The 15,117-nt window shown below is 70.8% G+C and carries 14 protein-coding genes; 8 read left to right on the top strand and 6 right to left on the bottom strand.

Features of this window, described 5'->3' with window-relative positions; genetic code table 11:
* Positions 1-186: 186 nt before the first annotated feature.
* Genes ACFQ0P_RS01425 through ACFQ0P_RS01415 form a run of 3 tightly spaced genes read right to left on the bottom strand, consistent with a single transcriptional unit; the run spans position 187 to position 4,369 of the window.
* Positions 187-3,042, bottom strand: coding sequence for an ABC transporter permease (locus ACFQ0P_RS01425; RefSeq protein WP_204979951.1), 2,856 nt, complete (start codon positions 3,040-3,042; stop codon positions 187-189).
* Positions 3,039-3,758: an ABC transporter ATP-binding protein gene (locus ACFQ0P_RS01420; RefSeq protein ID WP_204979950.1), complete on the bottom strand. Its 720-nt coding sequence runs from the start codon at positions 3,756-3,758 to the stop codon at positions 3,039-3,041. The genes ACFQ0P_RS01425 and ACFQ0P_RS01420 overlap by 4 nt, the downstream gene beginning before the upstream one ends.
* The gene (locus ACFQ0P_RS01415; protein WP_204979949.1) at positions 3,755-4,369 is read right to left on the bottom strand and encodes a PadR family transcriptional regulator; all 615 of its coding nucleotides are present in this window, start codon (positions 4,367-4,369) and stop codon (positions 3,755-3,757) included. Before ACFQ0P_RS01415 ends, ACFQ0P_RS01420 begins: the two co-directional genes overlap by 4 nt.
* Before the next feature lie 232 nt (positions 4,370-4,601).
* Here ACFQ0P_RS01415 and secA point away from each other — a divergent pair, with 232 nt between their 5' ends.
* From secA to ACFQ0P_RS01400, 3 genes are all read left to right on the top strand, one after another.
* On the top strand, positions 4,602-7,433 hold the full coding sequence (gene secA, locus ACFQ0P_RS01410) for a preprotein translocase subunit SecA (protein WP_204979948.1): 2,832 nt from the start codon (positions 4,602-4,604) through the stop codon (positions 7,431-7,433).
* 81 nt (positions 7,434-7,514) lie between these two features.
* On the top strand, positions 7,515-8,741 hold the full coding sequence (locus ACFQ0P_RS01405) for a pyridoxal phosphate-dependent aminotransferase (RefSeq protein WP_204979947.1): 1,227 nt from the start codon (positions 7,515-7,517) through the stop codon (positions 8,739-8,741).
* A 58-nt stretch (positions 8,742-8,799) separates the two neighbouring features.
* Complete coding sequence (locus ACFQ0P_RS01400; RefSeq protein ID WP_204979946.1) at positions 8,800-9,150, top strand: hypothetical protein; 351 nt, start codon at positions 8,800-8,802, stop codon at positions 9,148-9,150.
* 24 nt (positions 9,151-9,174) lie between these two features.
* Here the strand turns inward: ACFQ0P_RS01400 and ACFQ0P_RS01395 are convergent, their stop codons facing one another.
* Positions 9,175-9,615 carry an Rv3235 family protein gene (locus tag ACFQ0P_RS01395; protein ID WP_204979945.1) on the bottom strand — a complete coding sequence of 147 codons (441 nt, stop codon included), beginning with the start codon at positions 9,613-9,615 and terminating at the stop codon, positions 9,175-9,177.
* A 129-nt stretch (positions 9,616-9,744) separates the two neighbouring features.
* Between ACFQ0P_RS01395 and ACFQ0P_RS01390 the strand changes: the two genes are divergently transcribed.
* Positions 9,745-10,374 (top strand): hypothetical protein, encoded by a 630-nt coding sequence (locus tag ACFQ0P_RS01390; RefSeq protein WP_204979944.1) that lies wholly within the window; start codon positions 9,745-9,747, stop codon positions 10,372-10,374.
* Here the strand turns inward: ACFQ0P_RS01390 and ACFQ0P_RS01385 are convergent.
* Positions 10,362-10,643 carry a helix-turn-helix domain-containing protein gene (locus ACFQ0P_RS01385; protein ID WP_204979943.1) on the bottom strand — a complete coding sequence of 94 codons (282 nt, stop codon included), beginning with the start codon at positions 10,641-10,643 and terminating at the stop codon, positions 10,362-10,364. The two genes, ACFQ0P_RS01390 and ACFQ0P_RS01385, sit on opposite strands and share 13 nt — an antisense overlap.
* Before the next feature lie 98 nt (positions 10,644-10,741).
* On the opposite strand from ACFQ0P_RS01385, the gene ACFQ0P_RS01380 reads away from it, so the two are divergent.
* The 3 genes from ACFQ0P_RS01380 to ACFQ0P_RS01370 are packed head-to-tail and all read left to right on the top strand — an operon-like array spanning position 10,742 to position 14,197.
* Entirely contained in the window at positions 10,742-11,371 is a 630-nt protein-coding gene (locus ACFQ0P_RS01380) for an SAF domain-containing protein (protein ID WP_204979942.1), read from the top strand.
* A complete protein-coding gene (locus tag ACFQ0P_RS01375) occupies positions 11,368-12,699 on the top strand; it encodes an AAA family ATPase (RefSeq protein WP_204979941.1) in 1,332 nt (443 codons plus the stop codon). Before ACFQ0P_RS01380 ends, ACFQ0P_RS01375 begins: the two co-directional genes overlap by 4 nt.
* Positions 12,700-12,709: 10 nt before the next feature.
* A complete protein-coding gene (locus tag ACFQ0P_RS01370) occupies positions 12,710-14,197 on the top strand; it encodes a sensor histidine kinase (protein WP_204979940.1) in 1,488 nt (495 codons plus the stop codon).
* Between the two features lie 16 nt (positions 14,198-14,213).
* Here ACFQ0P_RS01370 and ACFQ0P_RS01365 read toward each other — a convergent pair whose 3' ends face one another.
* The gene (locus ACFQ0P_RS01365; RefSeq protein WP_018171995.1) at positions 14,214-14,462 is read right to left on the bottom strand and encodes a WhiB family transcriptional regulator; all 249 of its coding nucleotides are present in this window, start codon (positions 14,460-14,462) and stop codon (positions 14,214-14,216) included.
* Between the two features lie 251 nt (positions 14,463-14,713).
* Between ACFQ0P_RS01365 and ACFQ0P_RS01360 the strand changes: the two genes are divergently transcribed.
* Entirely contained in the window at positions 14,714-15,109 is a 396-nt protein-coding gene (locus ACFQ0P_RS01360) for a histidine kinase (RefSeq protein WP_204979939.1), read from the top strand.
* Positions 15,110-15,117: the final 8 nt, after the last annotated feature.

Genomic DNA, 15,117 nt, shown 5'->3' with positions numbered 1-15,117 from the left:
CGACCGCGGATGCACCGCCTGCTCGACGAGCTCCGTGATGTCGATCGGCTCGGTCGGGGGCAGGTGGAGGGCGGCGGGATCGATGGAAGGCACTGCGGGGGTCATGGTTCGTCCTCTCCGACGGTTCGTCTCTTATGTGTCCGGCGCGGCCGGTTGGTCTCGTTCCGCCGCGCGATCGGCGTGGCCTCAGGCGATCGCGGTGCGGCGGGTGAGTTCGGGATGCCGCGGCGGCACGAGCCACGCGACGAGGGTGATGGCGACGGGAAGGCCGATCGCCAGCATTCCGAGCCACGGCCAGGGAAGGTCCGGAAGGTTCTGCGCGCCGGCCGACGACTGCGCCGTGCCCCACACCGGGATGAGGCCGGACAGGGTTCCCACGACCGCGCCGATGCCGACGATGATCGCCGCCTGCCACGCGTTGACGCGCCGGCGCAGCCCGCGCGAGCCGCCCACGGCGGTGAGGGTCGCGTCGTCGGGTCGGCGTTCGAAGCGTGCGAGGCCGAGGACGACGGCGCTCGCGCCGATCACCAGCACGGCGGCGACGCCGACGATCAGCCACAGCCACGGAGCGATCGGCGCCGGGCCGCGCTCGACCTGGAACCACAGGTACGCCCCGTCGGGAAGGCGCACGGACTGGGCCTCGAGATTGAGCCGGTCGAGCGTCGCATCGGACAGGGCCTCGTCGTACGTCGCGACGAGCGAGGAAGGGGTCGAGTGGATCCCGAGCGACGCCGCGGTCTCAGGGGCGATCATCACCTGGAACATCGACGACGCGCCCGTGTCGACCCGCAGGCCGGGGAGGGGGATCTCGGCGTCGGCGCGAGGGAGATGCGCGAAGCGCTGGTCCTCGGGAGCCTGCCAGTCGATCGCCATCATCGCGTTCGAGAAGTCCTCCTGGCTCTCTACGGTCCAGCGGGTGAGGACGACCTCGCCTCCGCGGGAGACGTAGCCGTCGCCGGTCACGAGCGCGGCGCCGTCGCGATACGCCGCGAGGTCCGAGGCTCCGACCGGGTGGTCGAGCACGAGGCTCACGTCGGCGGCGTCGACGATCGACAGCTGTCCGTTCATCGCCGAGGAGGGATCCGTCGCGCAGTCCGCGCAGCCTGGCCACGGCTGCCCGGCGACCGCCCATAACGGGTGGTCGGGATCATCAGGCTGGCCGGTCCGCGGGTCGTAGGCGGGGGAGGTCGGCGCCTCGACGACGGCCGATGCGACGGGCTGGGTCGGAGCGAGGATCTCCTCCGCTGTCGAGAGCAGCGCGCCCGTGGGCTCGCCGGTCTCGTACACCGAGGCCGTGACGCTCCCGAGCGGTCCGTTGTACCAGTACATCCGCTCGTTCTGCGCGGACGTGAGCGCCGTGGTCGAGATCGCGTAGGAGGCCAGGAACACGCACGCCGCGATCGCCGCGAATGCCGGGACGACGCGCGCGGGGTTGGCGGCCGAGTCGCGTCCGGCGAGCCGCGGGGCCAGTCCGAGACGCGAGAGCGGCCGGGAGACCGTGACGAGCACCCAGTGGCCGGCGAACAGGAACCCGAGCTGGAACACGATCGGTCCGAGCGCGATCGCGAACAGCGCGACCGAGCGCAGGGGGAGGGATGCCTCGCCTGCCGTGGGTGCGTCGAGGATGACCATCCCGATCGCCCCGGCCACCGTCGCGACGAGCCCGGCGATCATGAAGGCGAGTCCCCACCACGGCCGCTTGCGCTTCAGCACCGTCGGGCGCCGCGAACCGCGAAGCGCCCCCAGCACATCGCCCCGCGTCGAGGCGCGCGCCGGCGCGACGGCGGAGAGCGTGCCGGTGAGCACGGCGAATCCGAGGATCCCGGCCAGCAGAAGCCACGGCACCTTGTATCCCCAGTTGCCCCAGAACGAGTTCAGCGCGCCGGCGTCGGTCAGCTCGAGCGCCACCCAGGCGAACCCCGCGCCCAGTGCGATGCCGATCACACCGGCCGCGCCGCCCAGCACCGTCCCCTGCATGACCACCACGCGGAAGATGTCGGCGCGGGCGGCTCCCACGCTCGCGGCCACGGCCAGCGACTGGTGCTGGCGCCGGGCCGAGACGGCGAAAGCCGCGCCGGCGAGCAGCACCACCAGATACCCGCTGAAGGCGGCGAGCAGGAGCCCCGTTGTGAGCAGGGAGGCGTCCGTCCCGGACCCGGTGACCCACGTGCTCGTGCGTGCGCCCGGCGGTGGGTCGATCGCGAGCTCGCGGGCATAGGCGACGTAGCCGGCGCGATTGAGTTCGCTCAGCTCCGCCTCATCCGGCTGCCACCCCTCGACGAACCAGCGGGTCTGCCCTTCGACGAGCTCGGAAGCGCGCGCGGGGAGGAAGAGCTCCTCGGATTCGGGCATCGCGTCCGCCACTCGGATCGTGCCGGTGATCGTGAACGCGCGGTCGGCGTCGATCAGCACCACCTCGTCTCCGACGTCGGCTCCGAGTCGCTCGAGGAGCCCGGGGGAGACCATCGCCTCGTCGGAAGAGGTGGGCGCGGTCCCCGAGAGCGCGACGTAGCGCCCCGCGAACACGTCGTCCCAGACATCCCCCGCCGACACGGTGACATTGCCCACACCGCGCTCCGTCTCGACGTACGCCGAACCCCACTCGATGACCTCGTGAACGGTGCTGCCCGCGGGGATCTGCGCCGGAGGACCTTCGGGCTGCGCCTCCTCCGGGTTCACCGGTCGCCCCGCGTCGTCGACCTCGACACCGTTGTCCCAGGGGATGTCGACCGCCTGCCAGCGTGTCGGATCCGGGCCGCCGACGACCTGGATCCACGTGTCCGCGCGTCCGAGCTCGAGCGTCGCGGACTGCTCGGGACTGGGCACGTGGCTCTGCCAGAAGATCGCGCCGCCGGCGAGCCCCGTCACCGGCAGGAGCACGAGGAGCATCACGAGCGCGCTCGACCCTTTCGTGCGGCGCACCTGTCGTCGCGCGAGCCGCACGTCGGTCCGCAGGCGCCGCCACCCGCTGCGGCGCCGTCGCACCACCCCGCGCGCCGGGAGGGCGGATGCCTCGGCCGGCGCGTCCGTCCCGGGCGTCACCGTGCGTCCGCCAGGAGCGCATCGGCGCCGTCGCGGCGGGACTCGTCGACGATGCGGCCGTCGCGCAGGAAGACGATGCGGTCCGCCCACGCGGCGTGGCGGGCCTCGTGCGTCACGAGGATCGCGGCGGCTCCGGCATCCACCCGGCTCCTCAGCACGCGCAGCACGAGTTCGCCCGTGACCGAGTCCAAAGCGCCGGTCGGCTCATCGGCGAGGATGAGCCGGCGTCCGCCGACCACCGCGCGCGCGATGGCCACGCGCTGCTGCTGGCCCCCGGAGAGGTCGTCGGGATAGGAGTGGAGCTTGTCGTCGAGTCCGACGGACTGGAGCGCGTCGCGCCCCGCACGGTGTGCGACGCGGCGGGAGAACCCGTCGAGTTCGAGCGGGAGGATCACGTTCTCGATCGCAGTGAGAGTCGGGATCAGGTTGAAGTCCTGGAACACGAAGCCGAGCGAGCGGCGACGCAGCGCCGCGAGCGCCTTCGGGCTCTGCGCGCTCAGGTGCTGCCCTTCGATCACGACCTCCCCGGTCGTCGGGGTCGCGAGGCCGCCCGCGATGGACAGCAGGGTCGACTTGCCCGATCCGGAGGCCCCCATGACAGCGACGAGCTCGCCCTTGCGGACCGCGAGGTCGACGCCCGACAGAGCCGAGACCGCCGTCGGGCCGGAACCGTACTGCTGGGTGACGCCGATCAGGCGCAGGACCGCCTCGCTCATCGCGCCGCCTCCTCGAGGGACGTCCCGGCCTTCACCGGCCGCCCTCGCTTGGGCTTCTCGGTCGACAGCTCGAGCGCCATCGCGTGGTCGGGGTGCAGGGCGAGCCGCTGCTCGGTGTGATCGAGCCACCGCACCTCCGCCTCGGCGGCGAAGATCATCGAGTCGACCACGAGCGACCACGCGAGCTCCTCGGGTCCGTCGGGGTTCGCACCGGCGTACTTCGCGCGGTTCAGCGACTGCAGCTGCGCCAGCGACGCGCGCCGCTGGGTCTGGATGATCCCGGCCACGTCGACTCCCGGGAGGGTCGCCGCGACGGCCAGCTTGACGGCGAGCTCGTCCCGCGTGCCCTGCGACCGCTCCACGGGGGAGGCGAGCCAGCGGTGGACCTCGACGGATCCGGCATCCGTGATCTGCCAGTACACGTGACCGTGCTCGTCGACATCGCCCTTCGCCACGAGCCCGTCGCGCTCGAGGCGGTCGAGCGTGTTGTAGATCTGCCCGACGTTGAGCGGCCACGTCGAGCCCGTCCGCCGATCGAACTCGGCCCGCAGCTGATACCCGTAGCAGGGTCCCTGATCGAGGATGGCCAGCAGGCTCTGTCGAACCGACATCGTGTCTCCCGTCGTCGCCGGTGCATACCGGGTATGTACATGCCGAGTATATGCATACCGGGAATGTTCGAGCGGATGCCGCTTCTCGGCATGTTCGCGAGGGGCGGAGTGCTGGGCTCACACCCAGCGCACGTCAAGGTCACGGGCGGATAACATGGGCAGGTATGCCTGGGGTCCGCGCCCCGGGCGGCATCGGCGCCGTGGCGCCACACCCGACAGATGGAGACACTCCGTGGCCAACCCCCTCGAGAAACTGCTTCGCGCCGGCGAGGGTCGCATCCTCCGGCGGCTCCAGCAGGTCGTGAAGGCCGTCAACGCCCTCGAAGAGGACTACGCCCACCTCACCGATGAGGAACTGCGCGGTGAGACCGCAGAGCTCCGCGCGCGCTTCGACGCCGGCGCCACGCTCGACCAGCTGATGCCCGAGGCCTTCGCCGCGGTGCGAGAGGCGGCCAAGCGCACCCTCGGTCAGCGCGCCTACGACGTCCAGATCATGGGCGGCGCGGCGCTCCATCTCGGCAACATCGCCGAGATGAAGACCGGTGAGGGCAAGACCCTGACCGGCGCGTTCCCGGTGTACCTCAACGCGATCGCCGGCAAGGGCGTGCACGTCATCACCGTCAACGACTACCTGGCGTCCTACCAGGCCGAGCTGATGGGCCGCATCTACCGCGCCCTCGGCATGACGACCGGCATCATCGTCGCCGGTCAGACCCCCGACGTGCGCCGCGAGCAGTACAACGCCGACATCACCTACGGCACCAACAACGAGTTCGGCTTCGACTACCTGCGCGACAACATGGCGTGGCGCAAGGAGGACCTCGTCCAGCGCGGCCACTTCTTCGCGATCGTCGACGAGGTCGACTCCATCCTCATCGACGAGGCCCGCACCCCGCTCATCATCTCGGGCCCCTCCTCGGGCGAGGCCAACCGGTGGTTCGTCGAGTTCGCCAAGATCGCCAAGACCCTCGAAGCGGGCGTCGACTACGAGGTCGACGAGAAGAAGCGCACCATCGGCGTGCTCGAACCGGGCATCGAGAAGGTCGAGGACTATCTCGGCATCGACAACCTGTACGAGTCGGCCAACACGCCCCTCATCTCGTTCCTCAACAACTCGATCAAGGCGCTCGCGCTGTTCAAGCGCGACACCGACTACGTCGTGATGAACGACGAGGTGATGATCGTCGACGAGCACACCGGCCGCATCCTCGTCGGTCGCCGGTACAACGAGGGCATCCACCAGGCCATCGAGGCCAAAGAAGCGGTGCCGGTCAAGGCCGAGAACCAGACGCTCGCCACGGTGACGCTGCAGAACTACTTCCGGCTGTACGAGAAGCTCGCCGGCATGACGGGTACCGCCGAGACCGAGGCCGCCGAGTTCATGTCGACCTACAAGCTCGGCGTCGTCGCGATCCCGACCAACAAGCCGATGATCCGCAAGGATCAGCCCGATCTCGTCTACAAGAACGAGCAGGCGAAGTTCGGACAGGTGGTCGAGGACATCGCCGAGCGCCACGCGAAGGGCCAGCCCGTGCTCGTGGGCACCGTGAGCGTCGAGAAGAGCGAGTACCTCTCGCGGCTGCTCGCCAAGAAGGGCATCAAGCACGAGGTGCTCAACGCCAAGAACCACGCGCGGGAGGCCGAGATCGTCGCCCGGGCCGGGCGGCTCGGCGCGGTCACCGTGGCCACCAACATGGCCGGGCGCGGCACCGACATCATGCTCGGCGGCAACGCGGAGTTCCTCGCGGTGCAGGAGATGAAGGCGAAGGGACTCGACCCCGTCGAGACGCCCGACGAGTACGAGGCCGAGTGGGACGCCGTCTACGAAGCGGTCCGTGAGCGCGTCGCCGAGGAGGGCGCCAAGGTCGTCGAGGCCGGCGGCCTCTACGTGCTGGGCACCGAGCGCCACGAGTCGCGCCGCATCGACAACCAGCTGCGAGGGCGCTCCGGCCGTCAGGGCGACCCCGGCGAGAGCCGTTTCTACCTGTCTCTCACCGACGACCTCATGCGCCTGTTCCAGTCCGGAGCCGCCGAGGCGATCCTCGCGCGCACCAACTTCCCCGACGACGTCGCGATCGAGTCCGGCATGGTGACCCGCGCGATCAAGTCCGCGCAGAGCCAGGTCGAGGCGCGCAACGCCGAGATCCGCAAGAACGTCCTCAAGTACGACGACGTCCTCAACCGCCAGCGCGAGGCGATCTACTCCGATCGCCGTCACATGCTCCAGGGCGACGACATCGCCGACCGCGTGCAGCACTTCATCGAGGACGCAATCAACGCCGTCATCGACGACCACACCGGCTCCGGGCACAACGAGAGCTGGGACTTCGACGCGCTGTGGACCGAGCTCAAGACCCTCTACCCGGTGAGCGTCACGATCGACGAGGTCGTCGCGGAGGCCGCCGGGCGCAAGGGCGGCATCACGTCCGAGGGTCTCAAGCGCGAGATCCTCTCTGACGCCCGCATCGCCTACGCCAAGCGCGAGGAGACCCTCGGATCGGCGGCCACACGTGAGCTCGAACGGCGCGTCGTCCTTCAGGTGCTCGATCGCCGCTGGCGCGACCACCTCTACGAGATGGACTACCTCAAGGACGGCATCGGCCTGCGCGCCATGGCCCAGCGCGACCCGCTGATCGAGTACCAGCGCGAGGGCTATCAGATGTTCCAGGCCATGATGGGGCAGATCAAGGAGGAGTCCGTCGGCTACCTCTACAACCTCGAGGTCGAGGTTCGCCGGCAGGGCGAGGGCGAGGCCGAGGTCGAGGCCAAGGGTCTGGGCGGCCAGCCCGTCGAGGGCCAGCGGCTCGAGTACTCGGCGGCCAACGACGCCGGCGAGGTCGAGGTCCGCAACGACCGTGGTCAGGTGCAGCAGGCGGCGACGAATCGGCTCCGTCAGGCCGCTGCGGCGGCCGCGGCATCCGGTCAGACCGCCGCCGCACCCGCGCCCGCGCCCGAGACCCAGCGCGGCGCCTTCGGTCAGCGGACGGATGCTCCGGCCGCCGCACCGCAGCAGACTCCCCAGAATCGCGCGCAGCGCCGGGCCGCCGGACAGAAGAAGCGCTGAGGTGCGCCCGGGGCGTCGCACAGCGCCGCCCGGGCCACCCGGCGTCGATTGGCCACCGCCGAGCCTCGATATCCTGGGCCGATGAGTCCCCTCCGCCCGCTCGACCAGTCCGGCAAGCTCAAGCACGTCCTCTACGAGATCCGCGGGCAGGCACTGGTCGAAGCCGATCGGCTGGAGAACGAAGGCCACACGATCCTCAAGCTGAACACCGGCAACCCGGCGGTGTTCGGATTCGAGGCGCCGTTCCAGATCGTGCGCGACATGATCGAAGCGGTTCCCCACGCGCACGGGTACAGCGACAGCCGCGGCATCATGGCCGCCCGCCGCGCCGTGGTCTACCGGTACGAGGAGGACCCCACCTTCCCGCCGTTCGGCCCGGAGGATGTCTACCTGGGCAACGGCGTCTCCGAGCTCATCACGATGGTGATGCAGGCGCTGCTCGACGAGGGGGATGAGGTCCTCATCCCCGCCCCGGACTATCCGCTGTGGACGGCGATGACGAGCCTCGGAGGCGGAACGCCGGTGCACTATCTCGCCGACGAGGCCAACGGCTGGCAGCCCGACCTCGACGACATCCGCGCCAAGGTGACGCCGCGCACCAAGGCGATCGTCGTCATCAACCCCAACAATCCGACCGGGGCGGTGTACTCGCGGGAGGTGCTCGAGGGGATCGCCGAGATCGCGCGGGAGCACTCCCTGCTCGTGCTCGCGGACGAGATCTACGACCGCATCCTCTTCGACGACGCGGTTCACATCCCCATGGCGTCGGTTGCACCCGACCTGCTGGTGCTCACGTTCAACGGGCTCTCCAAGACGTATCGCGTCGCCGGGTACCGTTCGGGATGGCTCGTCATCACGGGCCCGAAGGCGCACGCGGCGGGGTTCCTCGAGGGGATCACGCTGCTTGCGTCGACGCGCCTGTGCCCGAACGTCCCCGCGCAGCACGCCGTTCAGGCGGCGCTGTCGGGCGTGCAGTCGATCGACGCGCTCATCGCGCCCACGGGCCGCCTCCACGAGCAGCGCGACGCGGCGTGGGCGGGCCTCGAGGCCATCCCCGGCGTGACGTGCGTGCGGCCGGAAGGCGCCCTCTACGCGTTCCCGCGGCTGGACCCCGAGGTCCACGACATCCGTGACGACGCCAAACTCGTCTACGACTTCCTCGTCGCCGAGCACGTCCTCCTCGTTCAGGGCACCGGCTTCAATTGGCCGACCCCGGACCACCTCCGCATCGTCACGCTGCCCGAGGCGCGCGTGCTCACCGAGGCGATCGAGCGGCTGGGGAACTTCCTGTCGTCATATCGGCAGTGACCCGCGGCGCCGCGTCAACCCGCTGGCCCGTGCGCCGCGACGCTCCTAGCGTGGCGGCATGGCTATCGAACTGAACCGACCGGCCCTCCGCCAGGCGCGCGCGCTGGTGCGCGAGGGAAAAGTGGTGCGTGACGAGCAGGGTGACTGGTCGGAGGCGGCGCCGACGCCCGACGAGGAGAACGGCTTCATCGAGAGCGACGGCTGGACGGCCTACGCTCACTGGCACCTGGGTGTGGACAAGTCGGAGAGCCGCCAGACCAAGCAGGCATGGTCGTTTCCGATCGGGGACTTCCGACGCGTCCACCGCTCGGGGGTGATCGCGGCGGAGAGCCGTGCCGGTCAATTCGGACATGACACGATCCGCGACGCGTGCCGGTCGCTCCTCGACCTGATCGACGACGGCGGCTGACCGCCCCGACGATCGACGGCCCGGCTACAGCAGGGCGAGAGATGTCGCGCGCCAGCGCCGATCGATGCCTTCCAGGCGCATCGCGACCGCTCGCGTGCGGGCGGGTCCTTGCACGATGACGACCGCTTCGACCACCCCGTCCGCCGGCGTGGACGCGTGCACCGAGAGGATCGTGTGAACCGGTCTGCGTGCCGGAACGCCCCGCGCGCTGCGGGCGCGCGTCGCGAGGTTCGCGCGGGTCGACAGCTTGCGGTACGGGTCTTCGGTGAGCCAGCGCGCGAGCTGGTCGACCTCGCGCACACCGGCCAGCACCTCGAGCACACCCCGTGTCAGGTTCCGCAGGAATGGCTGGGGATCGGGCAGCGCGGTCGAGGGGGTCCGCTGCGGTGCGAAGAACTCGGAGAGCTCCACCGCGTTGGCCGGCGCGCTGAGAACACGGGCAATGCCCGCGGGCGACGTTGCCATGAATACCTATCAAGGACATGGGGGGATGTCGGCACCCAGTAGACCACAGCCGGGAGCGTCGTCGGAGCCGAGACAACCGCTTGTGGATAACTTCTCCGTCCGTGCGCCGCGATCGCCTAGTGTCGCGGGGTGCGCTGGGACGACTTCTTCGCTGACCTCGAGCATCAGCTCGCCTCCGAGCGGGCGGCTGAGAACGCCGCGCTCGCGACCGAGTCCGAGCGGCTGCGGATCTCGCGCGTCACGCTGATCACCCGCCTGCGGGCTCTGTCGGACGAGGGGGAGTCCGCGCCCGTGGTCTCGCTCGAGCTCATCGGCGGGGTCGCCGTCCGGGGCCGCCTCATCGGGACCGGGTCGGACTGCGTGGTGGTCGAGCCGGACGACCGTCGGCGCGGCGCGGACGTCCTCCCCGTGGCATCCATTCGCGGGATCGGGGTCGCGCGGGGCGATCTGGTCCGCAGCGCCGGAGCGGCGTCTCCCGCTCCGGCGCTCGTCGACCGTGTCACCTTCGGGTTCGTCGCACGCGACCTCGCCCGGCGCAGGGCCGGAGTCTCCCTTCACCGGGTCGACGGGTCGATCCTCCACGGGACGATCGACCGCGCGGGGGCCGACCACCTCGACCTCGCGCTGCACGACCCCGGCGCGCCGCGCCGGAGAGACGCCGTCACGGGCCACCGCATCGTGCCCTTCGCGGCGATCGCGTGCGTCCGGGTCGACACGGTGCCCGCGGTCTTCGGGACGAGCCCGCGTCAATCGGCGTGACGAACCGGACCTGATCCCCAGAGCTCAGGGAAGCTCGCGTTCTGCGCCTGCTGCCACAGGGCGATGCGCCGGGCGTCCTCGGCCTGATCGTCGAGATAGTTCGCCACGCTGGTCTCTTCCACACGCCAGCGTGCGGGCGAGCCGACCCGGGCACCGCGAAGCTGCCCTTCCATGACGAGGCTCATGACCTCGTCGACCGAGACGCCGAGCACCTCGCCCACCTGCGCGGGAGCGAGCATGCGCACGTCCGACGTCGGAATCTCGGGCATGACCCCATTATGGCCCTGCCAGGCAGGCGAGCACCGGCCGGGACATCCGCTGTGGATAACGGAAACGGCCCTCCGCCCATCGCGGCCACGATGGGATCATGTCATCAGCCGATCCCGTTCGCTCCTCCCGTCGCGCCTTCTGGGGCGACGCGAGATTCCTGCTGGGCATCCTGCTCATCGTCACCTCGGTCGCCGGGGTCTGGTTCGTCGTCAGCGCCGCCCGGCAGACGGCGCCGGCCTTCGCCGCCTCCCGCACGATCGTCGCGGGTCAGCCGGTGGCGGCCGACGATCTGCGGACGGTGGACGTGAGTCTCGGCTCCCTCGGCGACGCGTACCTCGCACCCGCCGCCTGGACGGACGGCCTCGTCGCGACGCGCACGATCCCGGCGGGCGAACTGGTCCCCGCGGATGCGCTCGGGCCATCCGATCGGTTGCGGACGACATCCCTCGTCGTGGAGAGCTCCGTCGACGTGCCGGCGTCCGTCGGGGCCGGCGATGTCGTGGAGGTCTGGAGCGCGCCGTTGCAGGACGCCGGGGCCTACGATGATCCGCGCATCCTGGTGGCGGACGCCGTCGTCGTATCGGTCGAGCGCGACGAATCGATGATGGGAGGCGGGTCGGCGCGACTGGAAGTGGTGGTTCCACGCGCCGACGTCGCGGCGGTGCTCGCCGCGCTGTCGAACGGCTCGGCGCTCTCGGTCGTCCCGGCCGTCGGCGGTGCGCCGTGAGGGTCGTCGTCGCGATGGACGCACCCGATGTGCTCGCACGGGGGCTGGAGCGCGAAGGACATGAGATCCTCGCCGCGGTGCCCGCCGGGTCGCTCGCGCTCGCCGCGCAGGACGGTCTCCTCGCCGACCGCGCTGAGCCGCTCCTGGGCGCGGTGGCGGACGCGGACGCCGTCGTGCTGGAGGTGCGCCGCGACACCGTCACCGGCGCCGTCGTGGGGATGTGCGACCGCGTGGGGACGCGCATCGTGCCGTTGTGCGCCGACGGCGCCGACGAGAGGCTGGCGCAGACCTTCGGACTGGAGCACCCGCTGTCGTCGGCAGTCGAGGCGTGGCGGGTCTCCGACGCGCTGACGTCCGTGCCGTCACGCCCGGCGCCGGACCGCTCCACCGACGCGGGGCCGCGGGTGATCGCGGTGTGGGGGCCGACGGGCTCACCGGGGCGCTCGACGATCGCGATCGAGCTCGCCGTCGAGTTGGCGCGCGGTGGGCGTCACGTCGGGCTCGTCGACGCCGACAGCCATGCCGCGTCGCTCGCCATGGCCCTCGGGCTGGCAGACGAAGGGCCGGGGTTCGCCGCCGCGTGCCGGCAGGCGGTGCTCGGCGGTCTCGACCCCCGGGAGCTGTCCCGCGTGAGCACGCCGCTCGGGCGGACCGGGGTCGACGTTCTGACCGGGCTCAACCGACCGAGCCGCTGGCCCGAGCTGACCGATGAGCGGGTGACCGGGGCATTGCGGGTGTGCCGTGAATGGGCGGACTACGTGGTGGTCGACGTGGCCGCGCCGCTGGAGCGTGACGAGGAGATCGTCAGCGACCTCGACGGTCCGCGGCGCAATGCCGCAACCCTGGCCACTCTTCGCGCCGCGGACCTCGTCGTCGCGGTCGCCGCCGCGGATCCGGTCGGGGTGGCCCGCTTCCTGCGCGGTCACGCAGAGCTGCGCGAGGTGGTCGGATCGACTCCGATCGCCGTCCTCGCGAACCGGCTGAGGCCTGCCACCCTCGGTGTCGATGCGCGCGGTCAGGTGCGGCGCACCCTCGATCGCTTCGGCGGGGTGCGCGACGTCTGGTTCCTCCCCCTCGACTGCAGATCAGCCGACGCGGCGCTCCTCGCGGCACAGCCCATCGCCGTCGTCTCGCCGAAGTCGTCGTTCACCCTGGCCCTGCGGAGATTCGTCGGCGAGGCGGTCGTCGCCGGTCACGCGGGGTTGCGCCGCCGTTCCGTCGGCGCCGCCGACTCGGAGAGGGCGCGCCGGAGGCGGCGATCGTCGCGCCGGGGCGGGAGGGGGTCGCGCCGCGACGACCGCGCGGGAGGCGCGGCAGCCGCCGTCTAGGCTGAGATGCGTGTCGACCCTCAGCGATCTCGTGTACGCCCAGGGCCGTTCGAGCGCCGAGGACGTGGAGTGGCTCCACCGCCTCGCCGGCGACGGCCAGCTTCTCGCCGATCTCGCGTTCGCCGACATCGTGCTGTGGGTTCCGACATCCGATGACTCCTTCGTCGCCGTCGCGCACACACGGCCGAGCGGCGCGGCGACGCTGTTCTACCGCGACATCGTGGGCGACCGCGTGCGGCCGCAGTGGCGCACGCAGGTGCGCGACGCCTTCCAGTCGGGACGCATCGTCGATTCGGCGTCACCGGACTGGTTCGAGGAGACCCCGACCCGCGTGCGCGCCGTACCGGTGGTGCGGTCGGGCGGCAACGAACCCCCGCGGGCGATCGGCGTGCTGACGCGCCACACGAACCTCGGCGAGGCGCGCACCCCCTCGCGCCAGCAGATCACGTTCAACGACTGCGCGGACGAGCTGTTCGGGATGATCGCGACGGGGGACTTCCCCGACATGGCCGCCCCGACGTCTCCGCGACGCGGAGCGCCTCGCGCGTCCGACGGACTCGTGCGCCTCGACGTCGACGGCATCACCACCTTCGCGAGCCCCAACGCGCTGTCGGCGTTCAACCGGCTCGGCTTCGACGACGAACTCGAGGGCGAATCCCTGGTCGAGGTGGTGACGAAGATCCTGCCGACCAAGCGCCAGTTCGACGAGTCACTGCCGGTGGTCGTGACCGGCCGGGCGCCGTGGCGGGCCGACCTGGAAGCACGCGGCGTCACCGTGTCGCTGCGCACCATCCCGCTGCGCGACCGCGGCACGCGCATCGGCGCGATCGTGCTGTGCCGCGACGTGACCGAGATCCGACACCAGGAGCAGGAGCTCATCACCAAGGACGCGACGATCCGCGAGATCCATCATCGGGTGAAGAACAACCTGCAGACGGTGGCCTCGCTTCTGCGGATCCAGGCGCGCCGCTCGCACACCGAGGAGGCGCGTGAGGCCCTCACGCAGGCGATGCGACGCGTCTCGGCCATCGCCGTCGTGCACGACACCCTCTCGGAGGGCCTCGCGCAGAACGTCGACTTCGACGAGGTGTTCGCGCGGGTGCTGAAGCTCGTCGCCGAGGTCGCCGCCGCCCCCAACACGCGGGCGCGCACCCACTCGAGCGGTCGATTCGGCACCCTCCCGAGCGAATACGCCACGCCTCTCGCGCTTGCACTGACCGAGCTCGTCACCAATGCGGTCGAGCACGGGCTGGCTGGCCAGGAGGGTGACGTCGAGATCATCGCCGAACGCTCCGACGAGCATCTCGCCGTCCGTGTGCGCGACACCGGGTCGGGACTGCCGGAGGGTCAGGTCGGGCGCGGGCTCGGCACGCAGATCGTGCGCACCCTGATCCAGGGCGAGCTCGGCGGAACGATCGACTGGCACACCATCATGGGCAGCGGAACCGAGGTGACGATCGATATCCCGCTGCGCTACATCGAGCGCAGCGGCGCCTGAGGCGCGGCCTCTCGCGTCAAGACGCGCGGCGGGCGCGGGCGGCGCGACGCTTGAGCGCGCGGCGCTCGTCTTCGGACAGGCCGCCCCACACGCCCGAGTCCTGGCCGGTCTCGAGGGCGTACTGGAGGCAGATCTCGGTGACGGTGCACCGTGCGCAGACGGACTTGGCCTTCTCGATCTGATCGACGGCCGGTCCGGTGTTCCCCACGGGGAAGAACAGCTCGGGGTCGACGGTCAGGCAGGCGGCTTTGTCGCGCCAGTCCATGGTGGTGCTCCTTGATAGCGGGGAATTGTGAAGAAAAGAGGGTGCTGGTTCGGGTCCGGTACCCTGTGGGAGTGCGAGTTGATGCTCGCCCCACGTCGCTGTGGGAGCACACTGCTTAACCAATCGTCCCACAGCGGTTTACCTAGATCAAGGGATCCGCGCCGGGATTCCGCGCATCTTGCTGAGCATTCCCTTTGCGACATGGAGGGTTCGCACAATCGCCGCCCGCCCGACCCGAAAGATTCCCAGCCATGCGAACAAACCCGATCGGCCGCGTCGCCGCCGTGCTCGTCGCGCTCGAAGGTCTCGGGCTCGGCGCGCTCACCGTGTGGCAGATCGTCGCGATCGTGGCCGGCGACACCGCATCCATCGACAGCGCCATCGCGCTCATCGTGCTCACCGCCGTGGGCGCCGCAGCGGTCGTCGCGTTCGCGGTGGCGATCTGGCGCGGGCGATCGTGGGGACGCTCGGGCGCGATCGTCACGCAGCTGCTGATCCTCGCCGTAGCGCTGGGTGCCGCGACGGGAGCCTATGCGGAGCCGACGGCCGCGCTCGCCCTCGCCGCGCCGGCGCTGGGCACCCTCGTGCTGCTGATCCTCGCGGTCCGCGCGGCGGGTCGAGAGGCGAAGGACGAGGCATCCGCCTGACGACGACC

It is taken from the genome of Microbacterium insulae (assembly GCF_042677065.1).
Classification (GTDB): domain Bacteria; phylum Actinomycetota; class Actinomycetes; order Actinomycetales; family Microbacteriaceae; genus Microbacterium; species Microbacterium insulae.
The sequence above is the reverse complement of the archived record's forward strand: the minus strand, read 5'-3'. Positions and strand labels throughout refer to the sequence as shown.